General features: G+C 71.3%; 16 protein-coding genes. 6 read left to right on the top strand and 10 right to left on the bottom strand.

Going from position 1 to position 17,466, the window contains the following annotated elements; genetic code table 11:
- Positions 1 to 110: 110 nt before the first annotated feature.
- The 3 genes from H1226_RS03870 to H1226_RS03860 all read right to left on the bottom strand — a co-directional run bounded on the left by H1226_RS03870 (position 111) and on the right by H1226_RS03860 (position 1,767).
- Positions 111 to 710, bottom strand: a complete 600-nt coding sequence (locus H1226_RS03870; RefSeq protein WP_258346474.1) for an HAAS signaling domain-containing protein — start codon at positions 708 to 710, stop codon at positions 111 to 113.
- A 5-nt stretch (positions 711 to 715) separates the two neighbouring features.
- Positions 716 to 1,066, bottom strand: a complete 351-nt coding sequence (locus tag H1226_RS03865; RefSeq protein ID WP_224955924.1) for a PadR family transcriptional regulator — start codon at positions 1,064 to 1,066, stop codon at positions 716 to 718.
- Between the two features lie 176 nt (positions 1,067 to 1,242).
- Positions 1,243 to 1,767 (bottom strand): SMI1/KNR4 family protein, encoded by a 525-nt coding sequence (locus H1226_RS03860; protein ID WP_258346463.1) that lies wholly within the window; start codon positions 1,765 to 1,767, stop codon positions 1,243 to 1,245.
- 263 nt (positions 1,768 to 2,030) lie between these two features.
- On the opposite strand from H1226_RS03860, the gene H1226_RS03855 reads away from it, so the two are divergent.
- Complete coding sequence (locus H1226_RS03855; RefSeq protein ID WP_258346458.1) at positions 2,031 to 3,263, top strand: primosomal protein; 1,233 nt, start codon at positions 2,031 to 2,033, stop codon at positions 3,261 to 3,263.
- 79 nt (positions 3,264 to 3,342) lie between these two features.
- On the opposite strand, the gene H1226_RS03850 is transcribed toward H1226_RS03855, so the two are convergent.
- On the bottom strand, positions 3,343 to 4,341 hold the full coding sequence (locus H1226_RS03850; protein ID WP_258346447.1) for an adenosine deaminase: 999 nt from the start codon (positions 4,339 to 4,341) through the stop codon (positions 3,343 to 3,345).
- 378 nt (positions 4,342 to 4,719) lie between these two features.
- Between H1226_RS03850 and H1226_RS03845 the strand changes: the two genes are divergently transcribed.
- Positions 4,720 to 5,925, top strand: coding sequence for an apolipoprotein A1/A4/E family protein (locus H1226_RS03845; protein ID WP_258346435.1), 1,206 nt, complete (start codon positions 4,720 to 4,722; stop codon positions 5,923 to 5,925).
- A 193-nt stretch (positions 5,926 to 6,118) separates the two neighbouring features.
- Here H1226_RS03845 and H1226_RS03840 read toward each other — a convergent pair whose 3' ends face one another.
- The 6 genes from H1226_RS03840 to H1226_RS03815 form a co-directional block, all read right to left on the bottom strand.
- Positions 6,119 to 7,396 (bottom strand): thymidine phosphorylase, encoded by a 1,278-nt coding sequence (locus tag H1226_RS03840; RefSeq protein WP_258346421.1) that lies wholly within the window; start codon positions 7,394 to 7,396, stop codon positions 6,119 to 6,121.
- A gap of 278 nt (positions 7,397 to 7,674) precedes the next feature.
- Positions 7,675 to 8,052: a cytidine deaminase gene (locus H1226_RS03835; protein ID WP_224955930.1), complete on the bottom strand. Its 378-nt coding sequence runs from the start codon at positions 8,050 to 8,052 to the stop codon at positions 7,675 to 7,677.
- A 119-nt stretch (positions 8,053 to 8,171) separates the two neighbouring features.
- Entirely contained in the window at positions 8,172 to 9,428 is a 1,257-nt protein-coding gene (locus H1226_RS03830) for an ABC transporter permease (RefSeq protein WP_258346389.1), read from the bottom strand.
- Positions 9,425 to 10,486 (bottom strand): ABC transporter permease, encoded by a 1,062-nt coding sequence (locus tag H1226_RS03825; protein WP_258346383.1) that lies wholly within the window; start codon positions 10,484 to 10,486, stop codon positions 9,425 to 9,427. Before H1226_RS03825 ends, H1226_RS03830 begins: the two co-directional genes overlap by 4 nt.
- On the bottom strand, positions 10,486 to 12,057 hold the full coding sequence (locus H1226_RS03820; protein WP_258346376.1) for an ABC transporter ATP-binding protein: 1,572 nt from the start codon (positions 12,055 to 12,057) through the stop codon (positions 10,486 to 10,488). Before H1226_RS03820 ends, H1226_RS03825 begins: the two co-directional genes overlap by 1 nt.
- Positions 12,058 to 12,311: 254 nt before the next feature.
- On the bottom strand, positions 12,312 to 13,478 hold the full coding sequence (locus H1226_RS03815) for a BMP family lipoprotein (protein WP_258346361.1): 1,167 nt from the start codon (positions 13,476 to 13,478) through the stop codon (positions 12,312 to 12,314).
- A gap of 415 nt (positions 13,479 to 13,893) precedes the next feature.
- Between H1226_RS03815 and sdhC the strand changes: the two genes are divergently transcribed.
- The 4 genes from sdhC (at position 13,894) to H1226_RS03795 (ending at position 17,401) form a co-directional block, all read left to right on the top strand.
- Positions 13,894 to 14,331, top strand: coding sequence for a succinate dehydrogenase, cytochrome b556 subunit (gene sdhC, locus H1226_RS03810; protein ID WP_224955935.1), 438 nt, complete (start codon positions 13,894 to 13,896; stop codon positions 14,329 to 14,331).
- A 3-nt stretch (positions 14,332 to 14,334) separates the two neighbouring features.
- The gene (locus H1226_RS03805; protein WP_224955936.1) at positions 14,335 to 14,754 is read left to right on the top strand and encodes a succinate dehydrogenase hydrophobic membrane anchor subunit; all 420 of its coding nucleotides are present in this window, start codon (positions 14,335 to 14,337) and stop codon (positions 14,752 to 14,754) included.
- 68 nt (positions 14,755 to 14,822) lie between these two features.
- Positions 14,823 to 16,613, top strand: a complete 1,791-nt coding sequence (gene sdhA / locus H1226_RS03800) for a succinate dehydrogenase flavoprotein subunit (RefSeq protein WP_224955937.1) — start codon at positions 14,823 to 14,825, stop codon at positions 16,611 to 16,613.
- Positions 16,613 to 17,401: a succinate dehydrogenase iron-sulfur subunit gene (locus H1226_RS03795; protein WP_224955938.1), complete on the top strand. Its 789-nt coding sequence runs from the start codon at positions 16,613 to 16,615 to the stop codon at positions 17,399 to 17,401. Before sdhA ends, H1226_RS03795 begins: the two co-directional genes overlap by 1 nt.
- The last annotated feature ends 65 nt before the right edge of the window (positions 17,402 to 17,466 follow it).

Below are 17,466 nucleotides of genomic sequence, written 5' to 3'. Positions count from 1 at the left end.
GTGCGGTGCCCGCCGGCCCCGCGTCCCGGACGATCGGGGGCCGGAACGATCTCGCGGACCGCGCCCGGGCGCGCGGGCGTCCAGCCCCGCGCACCCGGCCGGTGCTCCGCTCAGGCCGGGGGAACGACCCGGCCGCGCCGGATCGCGACGACCAGCACCCGGACCGCACCCGCGAGCAGCACCGCGCCGAGCGCGATCGCCGCCCAGCCCGGCAGCTCGAACAGCACGGGCCCGTCGCCGAGCAACCGGTCGACCACGTTCGTACCGGCGATGGCGAGCAGGCCGGCGACCACCGCACCCGCCAGGTACCAGCGCCTGCCGCGCAGCGCGGTCCCCGCGCGGAACGCCGCCCCGACGGCCACCACGATCAGCAGCAGCATCCACACCGCTCCGACCAGGTCGGCGAGGACGACCGGCGCGGGCCCGCGGAATCCGTCGACGAAGAACTCCAGCCCGAACAGGGTCAGCGCGGCGGTGCCGAGCGCGCCGCCGAGCACGGCGGGCCGGGACTGCTTCGCGGGGTCGCCGTCGAGCTGCGCGGCGACGCGGGCGGCGTACTCGCGCGGGGTGCCGAAGGCCTCGACCGGATCTTCACCGGATTCGGCGAGGTGCGTCTCGACTTCGGCGAGCACGTCTCCGACGCGAGCACCGGAGATCTCGTGCATCCGCAGCGCGATCAGCAGCTCGTCCCGGTACTTCTGGGCATCCACCGTCATCATCCCGTCCCCCGTTCGATCACCGAGCTCGCGTTCTTCGCGAACTCCGTCCACTTCGGTCCCTGTTCGGCGAGCACCGCGCGCCCCTGTTCGGTGAGGGCGAAGAACTTGCGGCCGGGGCCGCTCTCCCCCGCCCGCCACTCGGTGCTCAGCAGTCCGTCGGCGGCCAGCCGGTTGAGCAGCGGGTACAGCGTTCCCGCTTTCATGTCCGGCAGTCCGGCCTCGGCGAGTCGTTGCAGCAGCAGGTACCCGTAGCCCTCCCCGTTCTCGGCGAGCAGCGCCAGGACCGCCAGGTCGAGGACGCCGCGCAGCCATTGGGTCTGCCGCGCGTCGGGCTTCTTGTCAGGCACAGCGACAACGTAACACCAACTAGTAGGCGTCGCAAACTAGTAGGTCGGCAGCGGGCACGTCCGGGAGAGAAGAAGAACCGCCCACCCGGGGCGATCCGGGTGGGCGGTGGTTCGACGAGCCGTCCGCACCGGCGGCGACCCCGCACCCCCGGCCGGAGCGCGGACCACCGGTGGCGTCAGCGGATCTGCCAGTCCAGCCTTCCGTCCTCGGTGACCGTCGGATGGCTGTGCCCGGCGGGCGCCCCCTCGGTCAACGAGCGGTGCACGTCCGAGAGCATCGCCGAGATGCCGCGCCACTCCGGCCGCTGCACCTGACCCGCCTCCTGCTCCCACTCCAGCACGCACCCGCGCATCGGCCCGGGCCGCAGGTCCACCACCAGCTCGTCGGCGAACCCGTCCCCGGCGATCGGGATCCACGCCGGGTGGTAGCTCGATCCCGGCGAACCCGCGTAGTAGTCGCACGCGGGCCGTTCCCACTGCGCCGCCCAGGTCTTGCGGTGCCCGCTCCACACCTCCCACGCGCGCTGCGCGCTGTAGGGCGTGTAAAACGGCGGCAGCACGTCGGCGAGGACGTCACCATCGGTCCCACCGCAGGTCGACCACCACTCGCGCAGCTCCTCCGGCAACCGGATCTCGAATTCCGCCTCCAGTTCGGCGAAATCCGGCGGCGGGGAGGGCGGGAGCAGGGCCGCTGCGGTCACCGGTGCGTGCTCACCCAACCAAAGCACGATTCTCGTCCACAGCTCCGTGACATCCATTCGCACCATGATCGACGGGGCCGCGGGAGGCCGGTACCGCCAACCGTGATCACGCACCCGGCTCACCTCGGACGACCCGCCCGGCAGGTTCGGTCGCGAGCGCGCTCGACATGGTCGATACGGTGGGCAGCCCGACCGGACGGCAGGCGTGCGGCGGGGAACCCGTAGGCTTCGCGGACGTCTGTTCGGCGACCGGAGGTAGGAAGATGGCGCAGGACATCGTCCCCATCGAACTGGGGCTGCCGCAAGGCGATGTGGTGACCCTGTGGGCACCGCGCTGGCGGGAGGACGGCGAGGAGTGGGAGGCGTTCCTCGGCCACGAGGAAGACCTCTACGCCTTCCCGGACGCCGCACGGCTGGCCGCGTTCGTCCGCACCGCGCGGGAGCACGACCTCGACGACCATCCGGCCTGGCACGTGGTCCCGGCGCTGTCCGCGGTCGAGCTGAACCCGGACGAGGATCACCAGTTCGACCTGGTGGGCGTGCCGGAGCTGGTCGCCGACACCCCCGACGTGTGGACGATCAACGAGCTGCACGACATCGTGGAGATCGCCCGCTCGCTGGCCGACGTGTGCGAGCTGGACACCGTGCACGAGGTCCTCGACGCCGCCGACGGCTTCAGCCTGCTCGACCAGGGCACCCTGGTGTTCACCGGCAAGGACGGCCAGAAGCGCTGGTCCGAGCTGTGCGCCGTGGTCGCCGAGCGCTGGGACGACCTGCTCGACGCCCTCGACGCCGTGGTGGCCACCCCGGAGGTGCCCGCGGACGCGGTCGCCACCGCCGAGACCGAGCTCGCCGAGGCGCTGGAGCACGACGAGGCCGAACGCGCCGAGGCCGACGACGACTCCGATGTGGACCCGGTGGACGAGGACGCCGAACCCGGGTTCTGGGGCGAGATCGGCATCGACCCGATCCGCATCACCACCGCGCAGGGCGAGTTCTACTCGCTGCGCTGCTACCTGGACGACGACCCGGTGTTCCTCGGCTCGGACGGGCGCATCGACGTGTTCGGCTCGCCGCGCGCCCTGGCCCGCTTCCTGGCCGAGGACTCCGCGCTGGAGGACAACGACCTGGCTCGGGTCGCGACCTGGCCGCAGGTGACGCAGAAGGCCACCGGCGGCGAGCTGGAGGTCGAGGTCGAGGCGGACAACGACTACGTGCTCACCGGGCTGGACGAGGACCTCGCCGCCGGTCCGTCCGAAGTGGACCCGAACCAGCTGGACCTCGCCGAGGAGCTGCTGCTGGACGCGGCGACGTGGGCCGGGGACAAGACCGTGGACGAGGCGTTGCAGCCCTCCGAGCTGCTCGGCTGGCTGGTCTCGTTCGTGCTGCGCCCGAACCCGAACCGGATGCCGCCGAGCCCGCCGTTCGACGACGAGGTCGCGGCCTGGCGCGAACTCGTGGTCCGGTTCGAGGACGAGCGCCTGCGCAAGCACTGACCGAGCACAGCGCAACGGCCCCCACCGCACGGTGGGGGCCGTTCTCCGCTCCGCAGCAGGAGCGGGAAGCCGAGGGCGGTCAGCCCAGCAGCGTGGCGTACCCCGGTTTGATCACGTCGTTGATGATCGCGAGCCGGTCGTCGAAGCCGAGGAACGACGACTTCATGGCGTTCACCGTGAACCACTGCATGTCGGTCCAGCCGTAGCCGAAGGTCTCGTGCAGCGCGGCGAACTCGCTGGACATCGTGCAGTCGCCCATCAGCCGGTTGTCGGTGTTGACCGTGACGCGGAACCGCAACCGGCTCAGCAGCCCGATCGGGTGTTCGGCCAGCGAGTCGGCGGCGCCGGTCTGCAGGTTCGACGACGGGCACATCTCCAGCGGGATGCGCCGGTCCCGCACGTACGACGCCAGCCTGCCCAGGTGCACCTCGCCGTCCTCGTCGACCTTGATGTCGTCGACGATCCGCACGCCGTGCCCGAGCCGTTCGGCGCCGCAGTGCTGGATGGCCTCCCAGATCGACGGCAGCCCGAACGCCTCACCGGCGTGGATGGTGAAGTGCGCGTTCTGCTGGCGCAGGTACTCGAAGGCGTCCAGGTTCCGGGTGGGCGGGAACCCGGCCTCCGGGCCGGCGATGTCGAAGCCCACCACTTCCGCGTCGCGGTAGCGGACCGCGAGCTCCGCGATTTCCGCCGAGCGGGCGTTCTGCCGCATCGCGCAGAGCAATGTTCCGATCCGGACAAGTTTTCCTTGCGATTCCGCACGGCGCTCGCCTTCGCGAAATCCCTCCTGCACGGATTCCACGACCTCGGGCAGGGTCAGCCCGCCTTCCTGGAACAACTCCGGGGCGTAGCGGACTTCCGCGTAGACCACCCCATCGGCGGCAAGGTCTTCGACGCATTCGGCGGCGACCCGGCGCAGTGCATCGGCCGTCTGCATGACCGCGACGGTGTGCGAGAACGTCTCCAGGTAGCGCTCCAGCGAGCCGGAATCGGCCGCTTCCCGGAACCACGCGCCGAGCGCGTCCGCGTCCTGGTGCGGCAGGCCCTCGTAACCGGCCGCGTCGGCGAGTTCGATCACCGTCCGCGGACGCAGACCGCCGTCGAGGTGGTCGTGCAGCAGGACTTTGGGGCCAGTCGGATCGTGTCCAAGCTCACCGGTGTTGACATGGCACTACGTTACAACCCGGCCACGGTCGTCCTGAGCGGGCGGCGGCGATGCCGAAGACCACCCGAATGCACGTCGCCAGGGAAGTCACCCGGAAAGACCAAGCGCAACTCCAGCGACCTATTGACATACAGCACCGCTGGTCTGAACGGCCTAGTTCCCGGCAACCTTTCGGAGTGATGGTTCACCCGAAGCTCACTCAATGTATCCGGGGGTGGCTGGGAACGCGGGAAACGACTAGCTACGCTCCATTAGTCCTCACCCTGCCCCTCGACGAAGGACGTCCGAGCCGTGAACGAGAACATGTCCTTCGACCGCATGCGGAACATGCTCACGCGTGCGGCCGAAATCCGCGAGAGCGAGCAGCAGCAGATTTTCGACGCACTCGACGAGATCCACGCCCGGATGTCTCCGCTGGAATCGTTGGGCTCGGTTCGCAAGCGGCTGTCCGAACTCCCCGACCGCACCGAGCTCGGCGTGCTGACCGAGCGCGTCGACGAAGCCCTCACCAAGATCGACGCCCAGGACGGCGTGATCGGTGACGTCAAGGCAGCGGTGGAGGGCCTGTTCGACAAGCTCGCCAAGCCCTTCGCGCAGCTCGACGGCCGCCTCGACGGCGTGTCCGGCCGCTTCGACGGCGTCGCCGGCCGGATGGACGGGTTGGAGGACAAGCTCGCGCACATCCACAAGCGCCTGGACGAGCTCGGCGGCCACCTGGACAAGCAGGACTCCCGCCTGGAAGCGCTGCCCGGTTCGGTCACCGGCCCGGTCCGCGAGCGCATCGACGGCCTGGAGACCAGCCTGCGCGGCCGGTTCGCCGAGATCGACGAGGGCGTGCACGAGCACCTCGACGGCACCCGCGAGACGCTGCAGCGCGCCGTCACCGAGACCGGCAGCGGCGTGCAGAACGCCGTCACCGAAGCCGTCACCGGTGGCCGCGACCAGCTGCAGACCGGCATCGACGCCCTCGCGCAGCGCCCCGCGGTGGACCCGACGGACAAGCTCGACAAGCTCGCCGAGCGCCTCGAACAGCTCACCGAGCGGCTGGACCGCGTCTCCGGGCGGCTGGACAACGTCGAGGACAACGTGCACACCCGCATCGAGGCGGTCGAGCAGGGCGTCAGCACCCGGCTGGACACGGTCGAAGAGGGCGTCAAGACCGGGCTCGGCGAGCTCGGCGGCACGCTGGCGCAGAACCTGTCGCAGATCAGCGGCACCCTCGCGTCCCGCCCGGACTCCGACGCGGTGAACTCGATGGTGCGCGAGGCCAGCGAGGAGACCGAGCGCAAGCACGCCGGCCAGCTCGACGAGGCCATGGCCACGTTCGCCGAGCTGATCCTCGGCGGCAGCGGGCCGTCCAGCCCGCCGCCGCCCACCACGCTGCCCCGCCAGCAGCGCGGCCGCGGTCGCTCGAAGAGCGCCAAGCGCGACGGCGACACCAAGGCGCTGGGCTCCGACGACTCCTCCGACGAGGGTTACGCCGCCGAGAGCGCTTGATCTCGCAGCACGACTGATCTCCGCAGCAGCACAGGGCCGCGGTTCCTCCGGGAGCCGCGGCCCTGCGCCGTTTCAGGACCGGTGCGTTGCACGGACGCGTTTCCGGACCGGGTGACCGGCCCGCCCGGTCCGGTCGGACGGGCCGGTCGGGCCGGTCGGGCCGGTCGGGCCGGTCGGACGAGTCGGTCGCGGGTCAGGGCCGGATCGTGTCGATGATCAGATCGGCCGGGGCGTGCGCGGCGGCGACGGTGATCGCGCCGGTCAGCGCCTCGCGGGCGGCGGGGATCCGGTCGGGTTCGTCGGTGTGCAGCTCCAGCAGCGGGGCGCCCGCGGTGACCCGGTCGCCGGGCTTGGCGAGGCAGCGGACGCCCGCGGCGTGCCGCACCGGGTCCTCCTTGCGGGCCCGGCCGGCACCGAGCCGCCACGCCGCCAGGCCGACCGCGTAGGCGTCCAACGTGGACAGCACGCCGTCCTCCGGTGCGAGGATGGTCTCCACGTGGGCGGCGTGCGGCAGCGGGGCGTCCGGGTCGCCGCCCTGCGCGCCGATCATGGTGCGCCACGCGTCGTAGGCCTTCCCCGAAGCCAGCACCGCGGCCGGGTCCACATCGGACAGACCGGCGTGCGCGAGCATCTCGCGCGCCAGGGCCAGCGTGAGCTCGACGACGTCGGTGGGCCCGCCGCCCTGCAGCACCTCGACGGACTCCGCGACCTCCAGCGCGTTGCCGACGGCGACGCCCAGCGGCACCGACATGTCGGTGAGCAGCGCGCTGGTGCGCACCCCGTGCGCGGTGCCGATGGACACCAGCTCGTCGGCGAGGGCGCGGGCCTGCCGCTGGTCCTTCATGAACGCGCCGGAGCCGCACTTCACGTCCAGCACCAGCGATCCGGCGCCTTCGGCGATCTTCTTGCTCATGATGGAGCTGGCGATCAGCGGGATGGATTCGACGGTGCCGGTGACGTCGCGCAGCGCGTACAGCTTGCGGTCGGCGGGCGCGATGCCCTCGGTCGCGGCGCACACCACGGCACCGATCTCGCCGAGCTGCGCGCGGATCTCGGCGGCGGTGAGCCCGGCCCGCCAGCCCGGGATCGATTCCAGCTTGTCGAGCGTGCCGCCGGTGTGCCCGAGGCCGCGCCCGGACAGCTGCGGCACCGCCGCGCCGCAGGCCGCGACGAGCGGGGTGAGCGGCAGCGTGATCTTGTCGCCGACGCCGCCGGTGGAGTGCTTGTCCACGGTGGGCCGGGGCAGGCCGCCGAGGTCCAGCCGTTCCCCGGACGCGATCATCGCCGCGGTCCAGCGGGCGATCTCGGCGCGGTCCATGCCGCGCAGCAGGATCGCCATGGCCAGCGCGGACATCTGCTCGTCGGCGACCGCGCCCCGGGTGTAGGCGTCCACCACCCAGTCGATCTGCTCGTCGGCGAGCCGCCCGCCGTCCCGCTTCGCCCGGATCACGTCGATCACCGAGTGCGCCATGCCATTCCCCTCCACCGAGCCCGACCCGCTGCCGAGCGCCATCCCGATCAGATCACTCCCCCGCGACACCGAAGAACCCCCGGCCCCTTCCTGTCAGCGGCGAAGCCGCTGAGCGGCGACCACCAGAGCAACCGGCACCGCAGCGGGTTCTCAGCGGTTTCCTCGCGAGGACAGCGATTTCTCCTGTGGCGGAGCCACCGGTGACATCGATCCCGCAGCGAGGAAGCCGCTGAGGTTCCGCCACCCACCCCGCCCAGCAAGACGACCCGGGAGGCCTTTCACAGCTCGAAGGCGTCCGGGAGGACTTGTCTCATGGGGAGCACACCGCGCGGCGTGTCCACCAGGCAGTCCGGGCCGCCGAGTTCCTGCAGCAGCTGGCGGCACCGCCCGCACGGCATCAGCAGTTCGCCCTCGCCGCTGCGGCAGGCGACGGCGACGAACCGGCCGCCGCCGGTGAGCCGCAGCTGCCCGGCCATCGTGCACTCGGCGCACAGCGTCAGCCCGTAGGACGTGTTCTCCACGTTGCAGCCGACGACGAGCCGCCCGTCGTCGCAGATCGCGGCCGCACCGACCTGGAGCTTCGAGTAGGGGCAGTACGCCTTCGCCGCGACCTCGACCGCCGCGGCCCGCAGGGCCTCCCAGTTGATGGTGTCCACATCCGCTCCCGAGCTGGTTCCGATCTTCCGGACGACCTTCGCACGTGCGCCGCGGGAATGCTGCCGCCGTGCGGACCGGCCCCGGGCGCGGTGCCCGGGGCCGGTCGGCGGACGCGCGGTCAGTCCTCGCCGCGGCGGTACGGGACGCCGATCGCGGCGGGTGGCCGCAGGTGCTGCGCGGCCGCCGCGAGCACCACGAGGGTGACCAGGTGCGGGGTGTAGGCGGTCAGCTCCTCGGGCAGTTCGTCGGTGTACCAGTACACCGAGTACATGACGGCGGCGCTCACCGCGGCGGTGCCCGCGCCGAACCACCGGCGCCGGTACACCTGCACGGCCGCGACGACCAGCAGCACCAGCGTGGCCGCGTAGAACAGCGCGTGCACCGTGGTCTCGCCGCTGCGCAGCTGGAGCCCGTCGGAGTAGCCGAACAGCGCCGCCCCGCCGAGCAGCCCGCCCGGCCGCCAGTTCCCGAAGATCATCGCCGCGAGTCCGATGTAGCCGCGGTTGTTGGTCTGGTTCTCCAGGTATCCGGCCTGCCCGGGGTTGAGGATGAGCGCGGCCCCGCCGAGCCCGGCCAGCGCCCCGGAGACGATCACCGCGAAGTACTTGTACCGCTGCACCGGCACGCCCAGCGAGGCGGCGGCGACCGGGTTCTCCCCGCAGGACCGCAGCCGCAGCCCGAACGGCGAGCGCCACAGCACCAGGTAGCTGACCGGCACCAGCAGGTACGCGAGCAGGGTCAGCGGCGACACCCCGGTGACGAGCCCGCCGATGATGCCGGCCGCGTCGGAGATCCCCACCCGCTGCAGGGATTCCAGCGAGCGCAACCATTCCCCGAAGGGGTAGGCCGAGTAGGTGTCGAACTTCGGCACCGGCGGCGATTCCCGCGGGTTCTGCGAGATCGGCTCGAACACGAGGCTCGCCAGGTACTGGGTGACGCCGAGCCCGAGCAGGTTGACGGCGACGCCGGAGACGATGTGGTTCACCCCGAAGCTCACGGTCGCCACGGCGTGCACGAGGCCGCCGACGGCGCCGAACGCGGCCGCGGCGACGAGCCCCGCGACGGGTCCCCACTGGTACCCGGCCCAGGCTCCGCCCCAGGTGCCGAGGACCATCATGCCCTCCAGCCCGATGTTGATCACACCGGCGCGTTCGGCCCACAGCCCGCCGAGCCCGGCGAGCAGGATGGGCACGCCGAGGCGCACCGCGGACTGCACGGTGCCGGAGGCGGTCAGCTCGGGCAGTCCCGTCGCGTACGAGGTGTAGGAGACGGCGACGACCGCGACGGCGACCCACAGCGCGGCGCGGGCCCAGCCGGGCACGGCGCGCCGCCGGGTCGCGGGCCGGGTGGTGCCGGGGGTGAGCGTGGCGGTCATACCGCACCTCCGGACAGGACCTGGCCGACGCGGCGCTGCTCGGCGTCGAGCCTGCGGCGGCGCACCAGTTCGTAGGCGACGACGACCGACAGCACGATCGTGCCCTGCAAGATGATCACGATCTCCTTCGGTACGCCGATGTTGTCCAGCGTCAGCGAGCTCTTGTCCAGGAAGGACCACAGCAGCGCGCCGAGCGCGACCCCCACCGGGTGGTTGCGCCCGAGCAGCGCGATGGCCAGCCCGGCGAAGCCGTAGCCGGTGGGGAAGGTGATGGTGAACGTGTGGTCGCGGCCGAGGATCTCCGGCAGCCCGGCGAGGCCCGCGACGGCACCGGAGAGCAGCATCGCGCCCAGCACCATCTTCTTCGAGCTCACCCCGCCGGCCAGCGCCGCGGTCGGCGACAGCCCGGTGGCCCGCAGCTCGAAGCCGAACCGGGTGCGCCCGAGCAGCACCCAGTAACCGACGCCGACCGCGACGGCCAGCGGCACCAGCCCGAAAACGGTCCCGGCGGAGCCGAGCGGAATTCCGGGCACCTGCCCGGATTCGCCGATGAGCGCGGTGCCCTGCGTGTTGCCGCGCAGCTCGCCGAACTGCTTGACGAGGAACGCGATCACGCCGCCCGCCAGCACGTTCAGCATGATCGTCGAGATCACCTCGGACACGCCGCGGTAGACCTTCAGCAGCGCGGCGATGCCGGCCCACGCGGCACCGGTGGCCGCGCCGACGACGATCACCACGAGCGCGTGCACCCCGAACGGCAGGCTCAGCGAGCCGCCGACGATGGCCGCCACGCACGCCGCGAGCCGGTACTGGCCCTCGACACCGATGTTGAGCAGGTTCATCTGGAACCCGACGGCGGCGGCCAGCGCCACCAGGTAGTAGGCGGCCGCGGTGTTGACGATGTCCACGGCCGTGGTGCCGCGACCCACCTGGGTGATCATCTCGCCGAGCGCCGCGATCGGGTTCGCCCCGGACAGCAGCAGCACCAGGCCGCACAGCACCGCCGCGAACGCGATCGCCAGCACCGGCGGCAGCAGGGTCGAGCGCTTCTCCCCCATCAGTCCGCACCTCCCCCGGTGGTCCCGGTCATGGCCGCGCCGAGCCGTTCTGGCGTGACGGTGCGCGGATCGGCTTCGGCGACGAGCGCGCCGCGGAACAGCACCCGGATCGTGTCGGACAGCCCGATCAGCTCGTCGAGGTCCGCGGAGATGAGCAGCACGGCGAGCCCGGCGGCCCTGGCGGTGCGCAGGTGCTCCCAGATCCCGGCCTGGGCGCCCACGTCCACGCCCCGGGTGGGGTGCGCGGCGATGAGCAGCTTCGGGTCGCCGGAGAGCTCGCGGCCGACGACGAGCTTCTGCTGGTTGCCGCCGGAGAGCGCGACCGCGTCCACGTCGATGCCGGGGGTGCGCACGTCGAACTCGGCGACGATGCGCTCGGTGTCGGCGCGCGCCCCCGCCCGGTCCAGCCACGGCCCGCGCGCGGCGGGGCGGCGGGTCTGGTGGCCGAGGATCCGGTTGAACCACAACGATTCGTCCAGCAGCAGGCCGTGCCGGTGCCGGTCCTCGGGCACGTAGCCGATGCCCGCGGCGCGGCGGCGCAGCGTGGACAACCGGGTCAGGTCGGTGTCGCCAAGCCGGAGGCCGCCCGCGCTGATCGGGCGCATGCCGAGCACGGCCTCGACGAGCTCGGTCTGGCCGTTGCCCTCGACACCCGCGATGCCGACGACCTCGCCCGCGTGCACCACGAGGTCGACGTCGTCCAGCACCGCTCGCTCACCGTCCACCGCGGACAGCCCGGTGATGGTGAGCACCGGGCGGTCGGTGACGGTGGAGTCGCCGGTGGACGGGTCGGGCAGTTCGCTGCCGACCATCAGCTCGGCCAGCTCGCGGGTGCTCACCTCGGCGGCGGGCACGGTGCCCACGGTGGTGCCGCGGCGCAGCACGGTCACCGAGTCGGCGATGGCCAGCACCTCGTCCAGCTTGTGCGAGATGAACAGGAACGTGAAGCCGCGCTCCCGCATGGCGCGCAGCGTGGCGAACAGCTCCTCGACCTCCTGCGGCACCAGCACCGCGGTCGGCTCGTCGAGGATGATCGTGCGGGCGCCGCGGTAGAGGACCTTGAGGATCTCCACCCGCTGCCGGTCGGCGACGCCGAGCCGTTCCACCAGCTCGTCGGGCCGCACCGCGAACCCAGCCTGCGCGGCGAGTTCGACGACGCGGCGCCGCGCCCGGCCGCCGATGCCGTGCTCGCCCTCGGCGCCGAGCACCACGTTCTCCAGCACGGTGAGGTTGTCGGCGAGCATGAAGTGCTGGTGCACCATGCCGACACCGTGCCGGATCGCGTCGGCGGGGGTGCGCAGCCGCACCCGCTCGCCGCCGAGCTCCACGGTGCCCTCGTCCGGCGACTGCATGCCGTAGAGGATCTTCATCAGGGTGGACTTGCCCGCCCCGTTCTCCCCGCACAGCGCGTGCACCTCGCCGGCGCGCACGGTCAGGTGCACGTCGGAGTTGGCGACGACGCCGGGGAACGACTTGGTGATGCCGCGCAGCGCCACGGCGGGCGGCCCCTGTTCGGGGGTGCCGGGCGCGGCAGGGTGCGGACCGGGATCGTCCGGTCTGGTGGTGCTCATCTGACTCCGTCTCCGGGGCCGCGCGCCGTCGCGCGGCGGGATCTCCGGGCCGCGCTGCTGCGCGGTGGTCTGCTTCGGTTCCGCGCCGGCGCGCGGTGGCGGTGCTCGCTTCCACGCGAGCGCGGTGGTGCTCGCTTCCACGCGCTCCGCTTCCGCGCGGGCGCGGTGATGTCCCGGTTCCGCGCTGCTGCGCGGCGCCGCGCAACCAGCTCGGGAACTCGGGCGGGCCGCCGCGCGGGCGGCCCGCCGCGCGGTCACGGGGTGGGGCTGACCTGGATGTCACCGCGGGAGATCGCGGCCTTGTAGGCGTCGGCGACCTGGGTGAGGTCGTCCACCTTCCCCCCGGAGGTGGAGTAGGTGACCGCGTCCATCGACAGGTCGAACTTCGGCGGCACCGCGGACAGGTCGCCGCGCGCGACGGCCGCCAGGTAGTCGAACACGGCCAGGTCGATCCGCTTCAGCATCGAGGTGATGATCACGTCCTTGTACTGCGCCACGTTCGGCTGCACGTACTGGTCGGAGTCGACGCCGATGGCCATCGCGTCCGCCCCGGCCGCCGCCGCGAACACGCCCTTCCCGGAGGCGCCCGCCGCGTGGTAGACGACGTCGGCGCCGGCGTCGAGCTGGCCCCGGGTCACCTCGGAACCCTTGTTCGGGTCCTGGAAACCGGAGAAGTCCCCGGCCGGGGTGAGGTAGTCGGTCTGGATCCGCACGTCCGGCGCGGCGGCCTTCGCGCCTTGCTCGAACCCGGCCTGGAACTTCTGGATCAGCGGCGTCTCCACCCCGCCGACGAAACCGATGCTGCAGGTCCGCGACTTGTGCGCGGCGATCACGCCGACCAGGAACGAGCCCTGCTCCTCGGCGAACACCAGCGAGGTGACGTTCGGGATGCCGTCGATCTCCTCGTCGATCAGCGCGAACTTCGTGCCCGGGAACTCGGGGGCCACCACCTTCACCGAGTCCGCGTAGGCGTAGCCGACGGCGATGACCGGGTTGAAGCCCTCGCGGGCCAGCTGGCGCAGCCGGGTCTGCTTGGCGTCCTCCGGTTCACCGGCGGCGGCGTCGAGCTCCTTGGTCTCCGCGAGCCCCATCTCGGACTTCGCCCGCTCCAGCCCGGCGACGGTGGCGTCGTTGAACGACGCGTCGCCGCGGCCGCCGATGTCGAACGCCAGCCCCACCCGCAGCCGGCTCGCGTCGGGGGCGGGCGCGTCGGCGCGCTTCGACGTGGTGGCGGGTCCGGTCACCGCCGGTGCCTGCTCGGTGCGGCACGGCTGCCCTTCGACGGCGCCCCCGCCGCCGCGGGCGTCCTTGGCGCAGCCCGACAGCGCCAGCACCCCCGCCAGCGCCACCGCGGTCAACGCGGCGCCGGGGCGCCGCCACCCCCGCCCGGATTCCCCTGCCGGGCCGGCCGTTCGCCGCATCGCCATTCCCCTTTCGAAAACCGCCGCACAGCTCCGCGCCCCGGTGACCGCTCCGGATCGGAGCGAATCGCGGGGCGCGGACCGCGGCCCGCTCCCTTCGCGGGAAAATGCGGGCCGATGCGCACGCACGTCCGGTGACGTGGCTCTCGAAATTAAGGCTTGACCCTGCTGCTTGGGCATTGCGCGGGTGTCACGAGTTGATTTCTACATCGATCCACCAGGTAGGGGCCCCTGTCTGGTCGATCACACAGAGCACAGGCGAGTAGGCCGCGCGGATGGTGCAGGTCTAGCATCCGAGAAGTCCAGGCCTTGTTCAGGTGGCCGGTGACGGGCGTACGAATGACGACGACTCGGACCGGTCGTCATGTTCCCGAACGGGCCGTCAGTCCACCAGCGACGTTGGAGGCCTTCCACCATGGCCAGCACCACCGCCTCCGCGGCGGAGGCCCCCCAGCGCGAGGGCAACCCTCGTGCCAAGGGATCCCTCTACCGCGGTGACTTGGGCATGTGGTCGTGGGTAGCGCACCGGATCACGGGCGTGCTCACATTCTTCTTCTTGTTCGTGCACGTGTTGGACACCGCTCTCGTGCGGGTATCGCCCGAGGCGTACGACACGGTCATCGAAACCTACAAAAGCCCGATCATGATCCTGTTCGAACTGGGTCTGCTCGCGGCGGTGCTGTTCCACGCGTTCAACGGCATCCGCGTCATGCTGGTCGACTTCTGGTCGAACGGGCCGAAATACCAGAAGCCGATGCTCTGGACCGTTCTGGTGGTGTGGCTGGTGCTGATCGTGCCCGCCGCCATCAGCATGCTCACGCGCGCCGTCACGGAACTGTTCGGGGGGCACTGACCCATGACCACCATCGACGCGCCGCTGTCGGTCGACAAGCCCCGGTCCCCGCACCGCCCGGCCGCTCGCCGCAGCAACTTCGAGCTCTACAGCTGGCTGTTCATGCGCCTGTCGGGCGTGCTGCTGCTGTTCCTGGTCCTCGGGCACATGCTGATCATGCTGTTCCTGGACGGCGGGGTGCACCGGGTCAACTTCGCGTTCGTCGCGGGCCGCTGGGCCTCCCCGTTCTGGCAGTTCTGGGACCTGACGATGCTGTGGCTGGCCGGTCTGCACGGCGGCAACGGGCTGCGCACCGTGATCAACGACTACTCCCGCAAGGACGCCACCCGGTTCTGGCTGAAGATGCTGCTGTACGTCTCGGTCCTGCTCACGGTCGGTCTGGGCACCTTCGTGCTCTTCACCTTCGACCCGAACATCGGCTGACGACACAGCGCAGGCTTCGAGGCCACGCCGTGAGCGGACGGCCTCGCCAGCGGCCCTAGGAGGCGACCATGCAACACCACAAGTACGACGTGGTCATCGTCGGCGCCGGCGGCGCCGGGATGCGCGCGGCGATCGAGTCGGGCCAGCGCGCCCGCACCGCCGTGCTGACGAAGCTGTACCCGACCCGCTCCCACACCGGCGCGGCGCAGGGCGGCATGTGCGCCGCCCTCGCCAACGTCGAGGAGGACAACTGGGAGTGGCACACCTTCGACACCATCAAGGGCGGCGACTACCTCGTCGACCAGGACGCCGCCGAGGTCATGGCCAAGGAGGCCATCGACTCGGTGCTCGACCTGGAGAAGATGGGGCTGCCGTTCAACCGGACGCCCGAAGGCAAGATCGACCAGCGCCGGTTCGGCGGGCACACCCGCGACCACGGCAAGTCCCCGGTGCGCCGGGCCTGCTACGCCGCGGACCGCACCGGCCACATGATCCTGCAGACGCTCTACCAGAACTGCATCAAGCACGGCGTGGAGTTCTTCAACGAGTTCTACGTCCTCGACGTCACCATGAGCGAGGGCGAGGACGGCGAGCAGGTCTGCACCGGCGCGGTGGCCTACGAGCTCGCCACCGGTGAGATCCACGTGTTCGAGGCGAAGGCCGTCGTGTTCGCCACCGGCGGTTTCGGCAAGGTCTTCAAGACGACGTCCAACGCGCACACCCTCACCGGTGACGGCATGGGCATCATCTACCGCAAGGGCCTGCCGCTGGAGGACATGGAGTTCTACCAGTTCCACCCGACCGGCCTGGCCGGCCTGGGCATCCTCATCTCGGAGGCGGTCCGCGGCGAGGGCGGCATCCTGCGCAACGCCGACGGCGAGCGGTTCATGGAGCGCTACGCCCCGACGATCAAGGACCTGGCGCCGCGCGACATCGTCGCCCGCTCCATGGCCCTGGAGGTGCTGGAAGGCCGCGGCGCCGGTCCGAACAAGGACTACGTGCTGCTCGACGTCACGCACCTCGGCGCGGACGTGCTGGAGCAGAAGCTGCCGGACATCACCGAGTTCTCCCGCACCTACCTGGGCGTGGAGCCGACCACCGAGCCGGTGCCGGTGTACCCGACCGCGCACTACGCGATGGGCGGCATCCCCACCAACATCACCGGTGAGGTGCTGCGGGACAACGAGCACACCGTGCCGGGGCTGTACGCCGCGGGCGAGTGCGCCTGCGTGTCGGTGCACGGCTCGAACCGGCTGGGCACGAACTCGCTGCTGGACATCAACGTGTTCGGCCGCCGCGCGGGCATCGCCGCCGCGGAGTACGCCAACGCGCACGAGCACGTGGAACTCCCGGAGGAGCCCACCAAGCTCGTCGAGGGCATGGTCGAGCACCTGCGCACCGCGCACGGCGGGGAGCGGGTCGCCACGATCCGCACCGAGCTGCAGGAGACGATGGACGCCAACGCCTCGGTCTACCGCACCGAGGAGACGCTGAAGCAGGCGCTGTCGGACGTGCAGGCGCTCAAGGAGCGCTACGGCCGGATCGCGGTGCACGACAAGGGCAAGCGGTTCAACTCGGACCTGCTGGAGGCCATCGAGCTCGGCTTCCTGCTGGACCTGGCCGAGTCGCTGGTGAACGCGGCGCTGGCGCGCAAGGAGTCCCGCGGCGGGCACGCCCGCGAGGACTACACCGCCCGCGACGACACCAACTTCATGCGCCACAGCATGTCGTACAAGCAGCTGCCCGACGCCGAGGATCCGAACGCGCCACTGGGACTGACCGGCTTCCAGTCCGACATCCGGCTGGACTACAAGCCCGTCGTCGTCACCCGGTACCAGCCGATGGAGCGTAAGTACTGATGACCGCAACCGTGACGAACACCGAACAGACCACCGACCTGCCTTCGGACGCCCCGCCCATCCCCGAGGGCGCCACGATGGTCACGGTCAAGATCCAGCGGTTCAACCCGGAGGTCGACGAGGACCTGCACTGGGAGTCCTTCCGGATCCCGGCGCTGCCCAGCGACCGCGTGCTGAACCTGCTGCACTACATCAAGTGGTACGTGGACGGCTCGCTGACGTTCCGGCGCTCCTGCGCCCACGGCGTCTGCGGTTCGGACGCGATGCGCATCAACGGCGTCAACCGGTTGGCCTGCAAGGTCCTCATGAAGGACCTGCTGGCCAAGAACGGCGAGACGACGATCACCGTCGAGCCGATCAAGGGCCTGCCGGTGCACAAGGACCTGCTGGTCGACATGGAACCGTTCTTCGAGGCGTACCGGGCGATCAAGCCCTACCTGGTCACCTCGGGCAACGAGCCGACCCGCGAGCGCACCCAGTCCGTCGCCGAGCGCGCGCGCTTCGACGACACCACCAAGTGCATCCTGTGCGCGGCCTGCACCACGTCCTGCCCGGTGTACTGGTCGGAGGGTTCGTACTTCGGTCCCGCCGCCATCGTCAACGCGCACCGGTTCATCTTCGACAGCCGCGACGAGGCCGCCGAGGAGCGCCTGGACATCCTCAACGACGTGGACGGCGTGTGGCGCTGCCGCACCACGTTCAACTGCACGGACGCCTGCCCCCGCGGCATCCAGGTCACCAAGGCGATCCAAGAGGTCAAGCGCGCCCTCATGTTCCGCCGCCGCTGACCCGGCACGAACACCGCGAAGCGCCCGCCCCCGGCCCACGGGGGCGGGCGCTTCCGCGTTCACCA

The sequence above is a fragment of the Saccharopolyspora gregorii genome, assembly GCF_024734405.1.
In the GTDB taxonomy this organism is placed as follows: domain Bacteria; phylum Actinomycetota; class Actinomycetes; order Mycobacteriales; family Pseudonocardiaceae; genus Saccharopolyspora_C; species Saccharopolyspora_C gregorii.
This window is presented reverse-complemented; position numbering and strand designations above follow the sequence as displayed.

Bases quoted from the DNA above. Each gene is read 5' to 3' on its own strand.
- H1226_RS03840 (WP_258346421.1), bottom strand. From the start codon at position 7,396: ATGGCGCACTCGGTGATCGACGTGATCCGGGCGAAGCGGGACGGCGGG.
- sdhA (WP_224955937.1), top strand. From the start codon at position 14,823: ATGCAACACCACAAGTACGACGTGGTCATCGTCGGCGCCGGCGGCGCC.
- H1226_RS03795 (WP_224955938.1), top strand. From the start codon at position 16,613: ATGACCGCAACCGTGACGAACACCGAACAGACCACCGACCTGCCTTCG.
- H1226_RS03820 (WP_258346376.1), bottom strand. From the start codon at position 12,057: ATGAGCACCACCAGACCGGACGATCCCGGTCCGCACCCTGCCGCGCCC.
- H1226_RS03830 (WP_258346389.1), bottom strand. From the start codon at position 9,428: ATGACCGCCACGCTCACCCCCGGCACCACCCGGCCCGCGACCCGGCGG.
- H1226_RS03805 (WP_224955936.1), top strand. From the start codon at position 14,335: ATGACCACCATCGACGCGCCGCTGTCGGTCGACAAGCCCCGGTCCCCG.
- H1226_RS03855 (WP_258346458.1), top strand. From the start codon at position 2,031: ATGGCGCAGGACATCGTCCCCATCGAACTGGGGCTGCCGCAAGGCGAT.
- H1226_RS03815 (WP_258346361.1), bottom strand. From the start codon at position 13,478: ATGCGGCGAACGGCCGGCCCGGCAGGGGAATCCGGGCGGGGGTGGCGG.
- H1226_RS03825 (WP_258346383.1), bottom strand. From the start codon at position 10,486: ATGGGGGAGAAGCGCTCGACCCTGCTGCCGCCGGTGCTGGCGATCGCG.
- sdhC (WP_224955935.1), top strand. From the start codon at position 13,894: ATGGCCAGCACCACCGCCTCCGCGGCGGAGGCCCCCCAGCGCGAGGGC.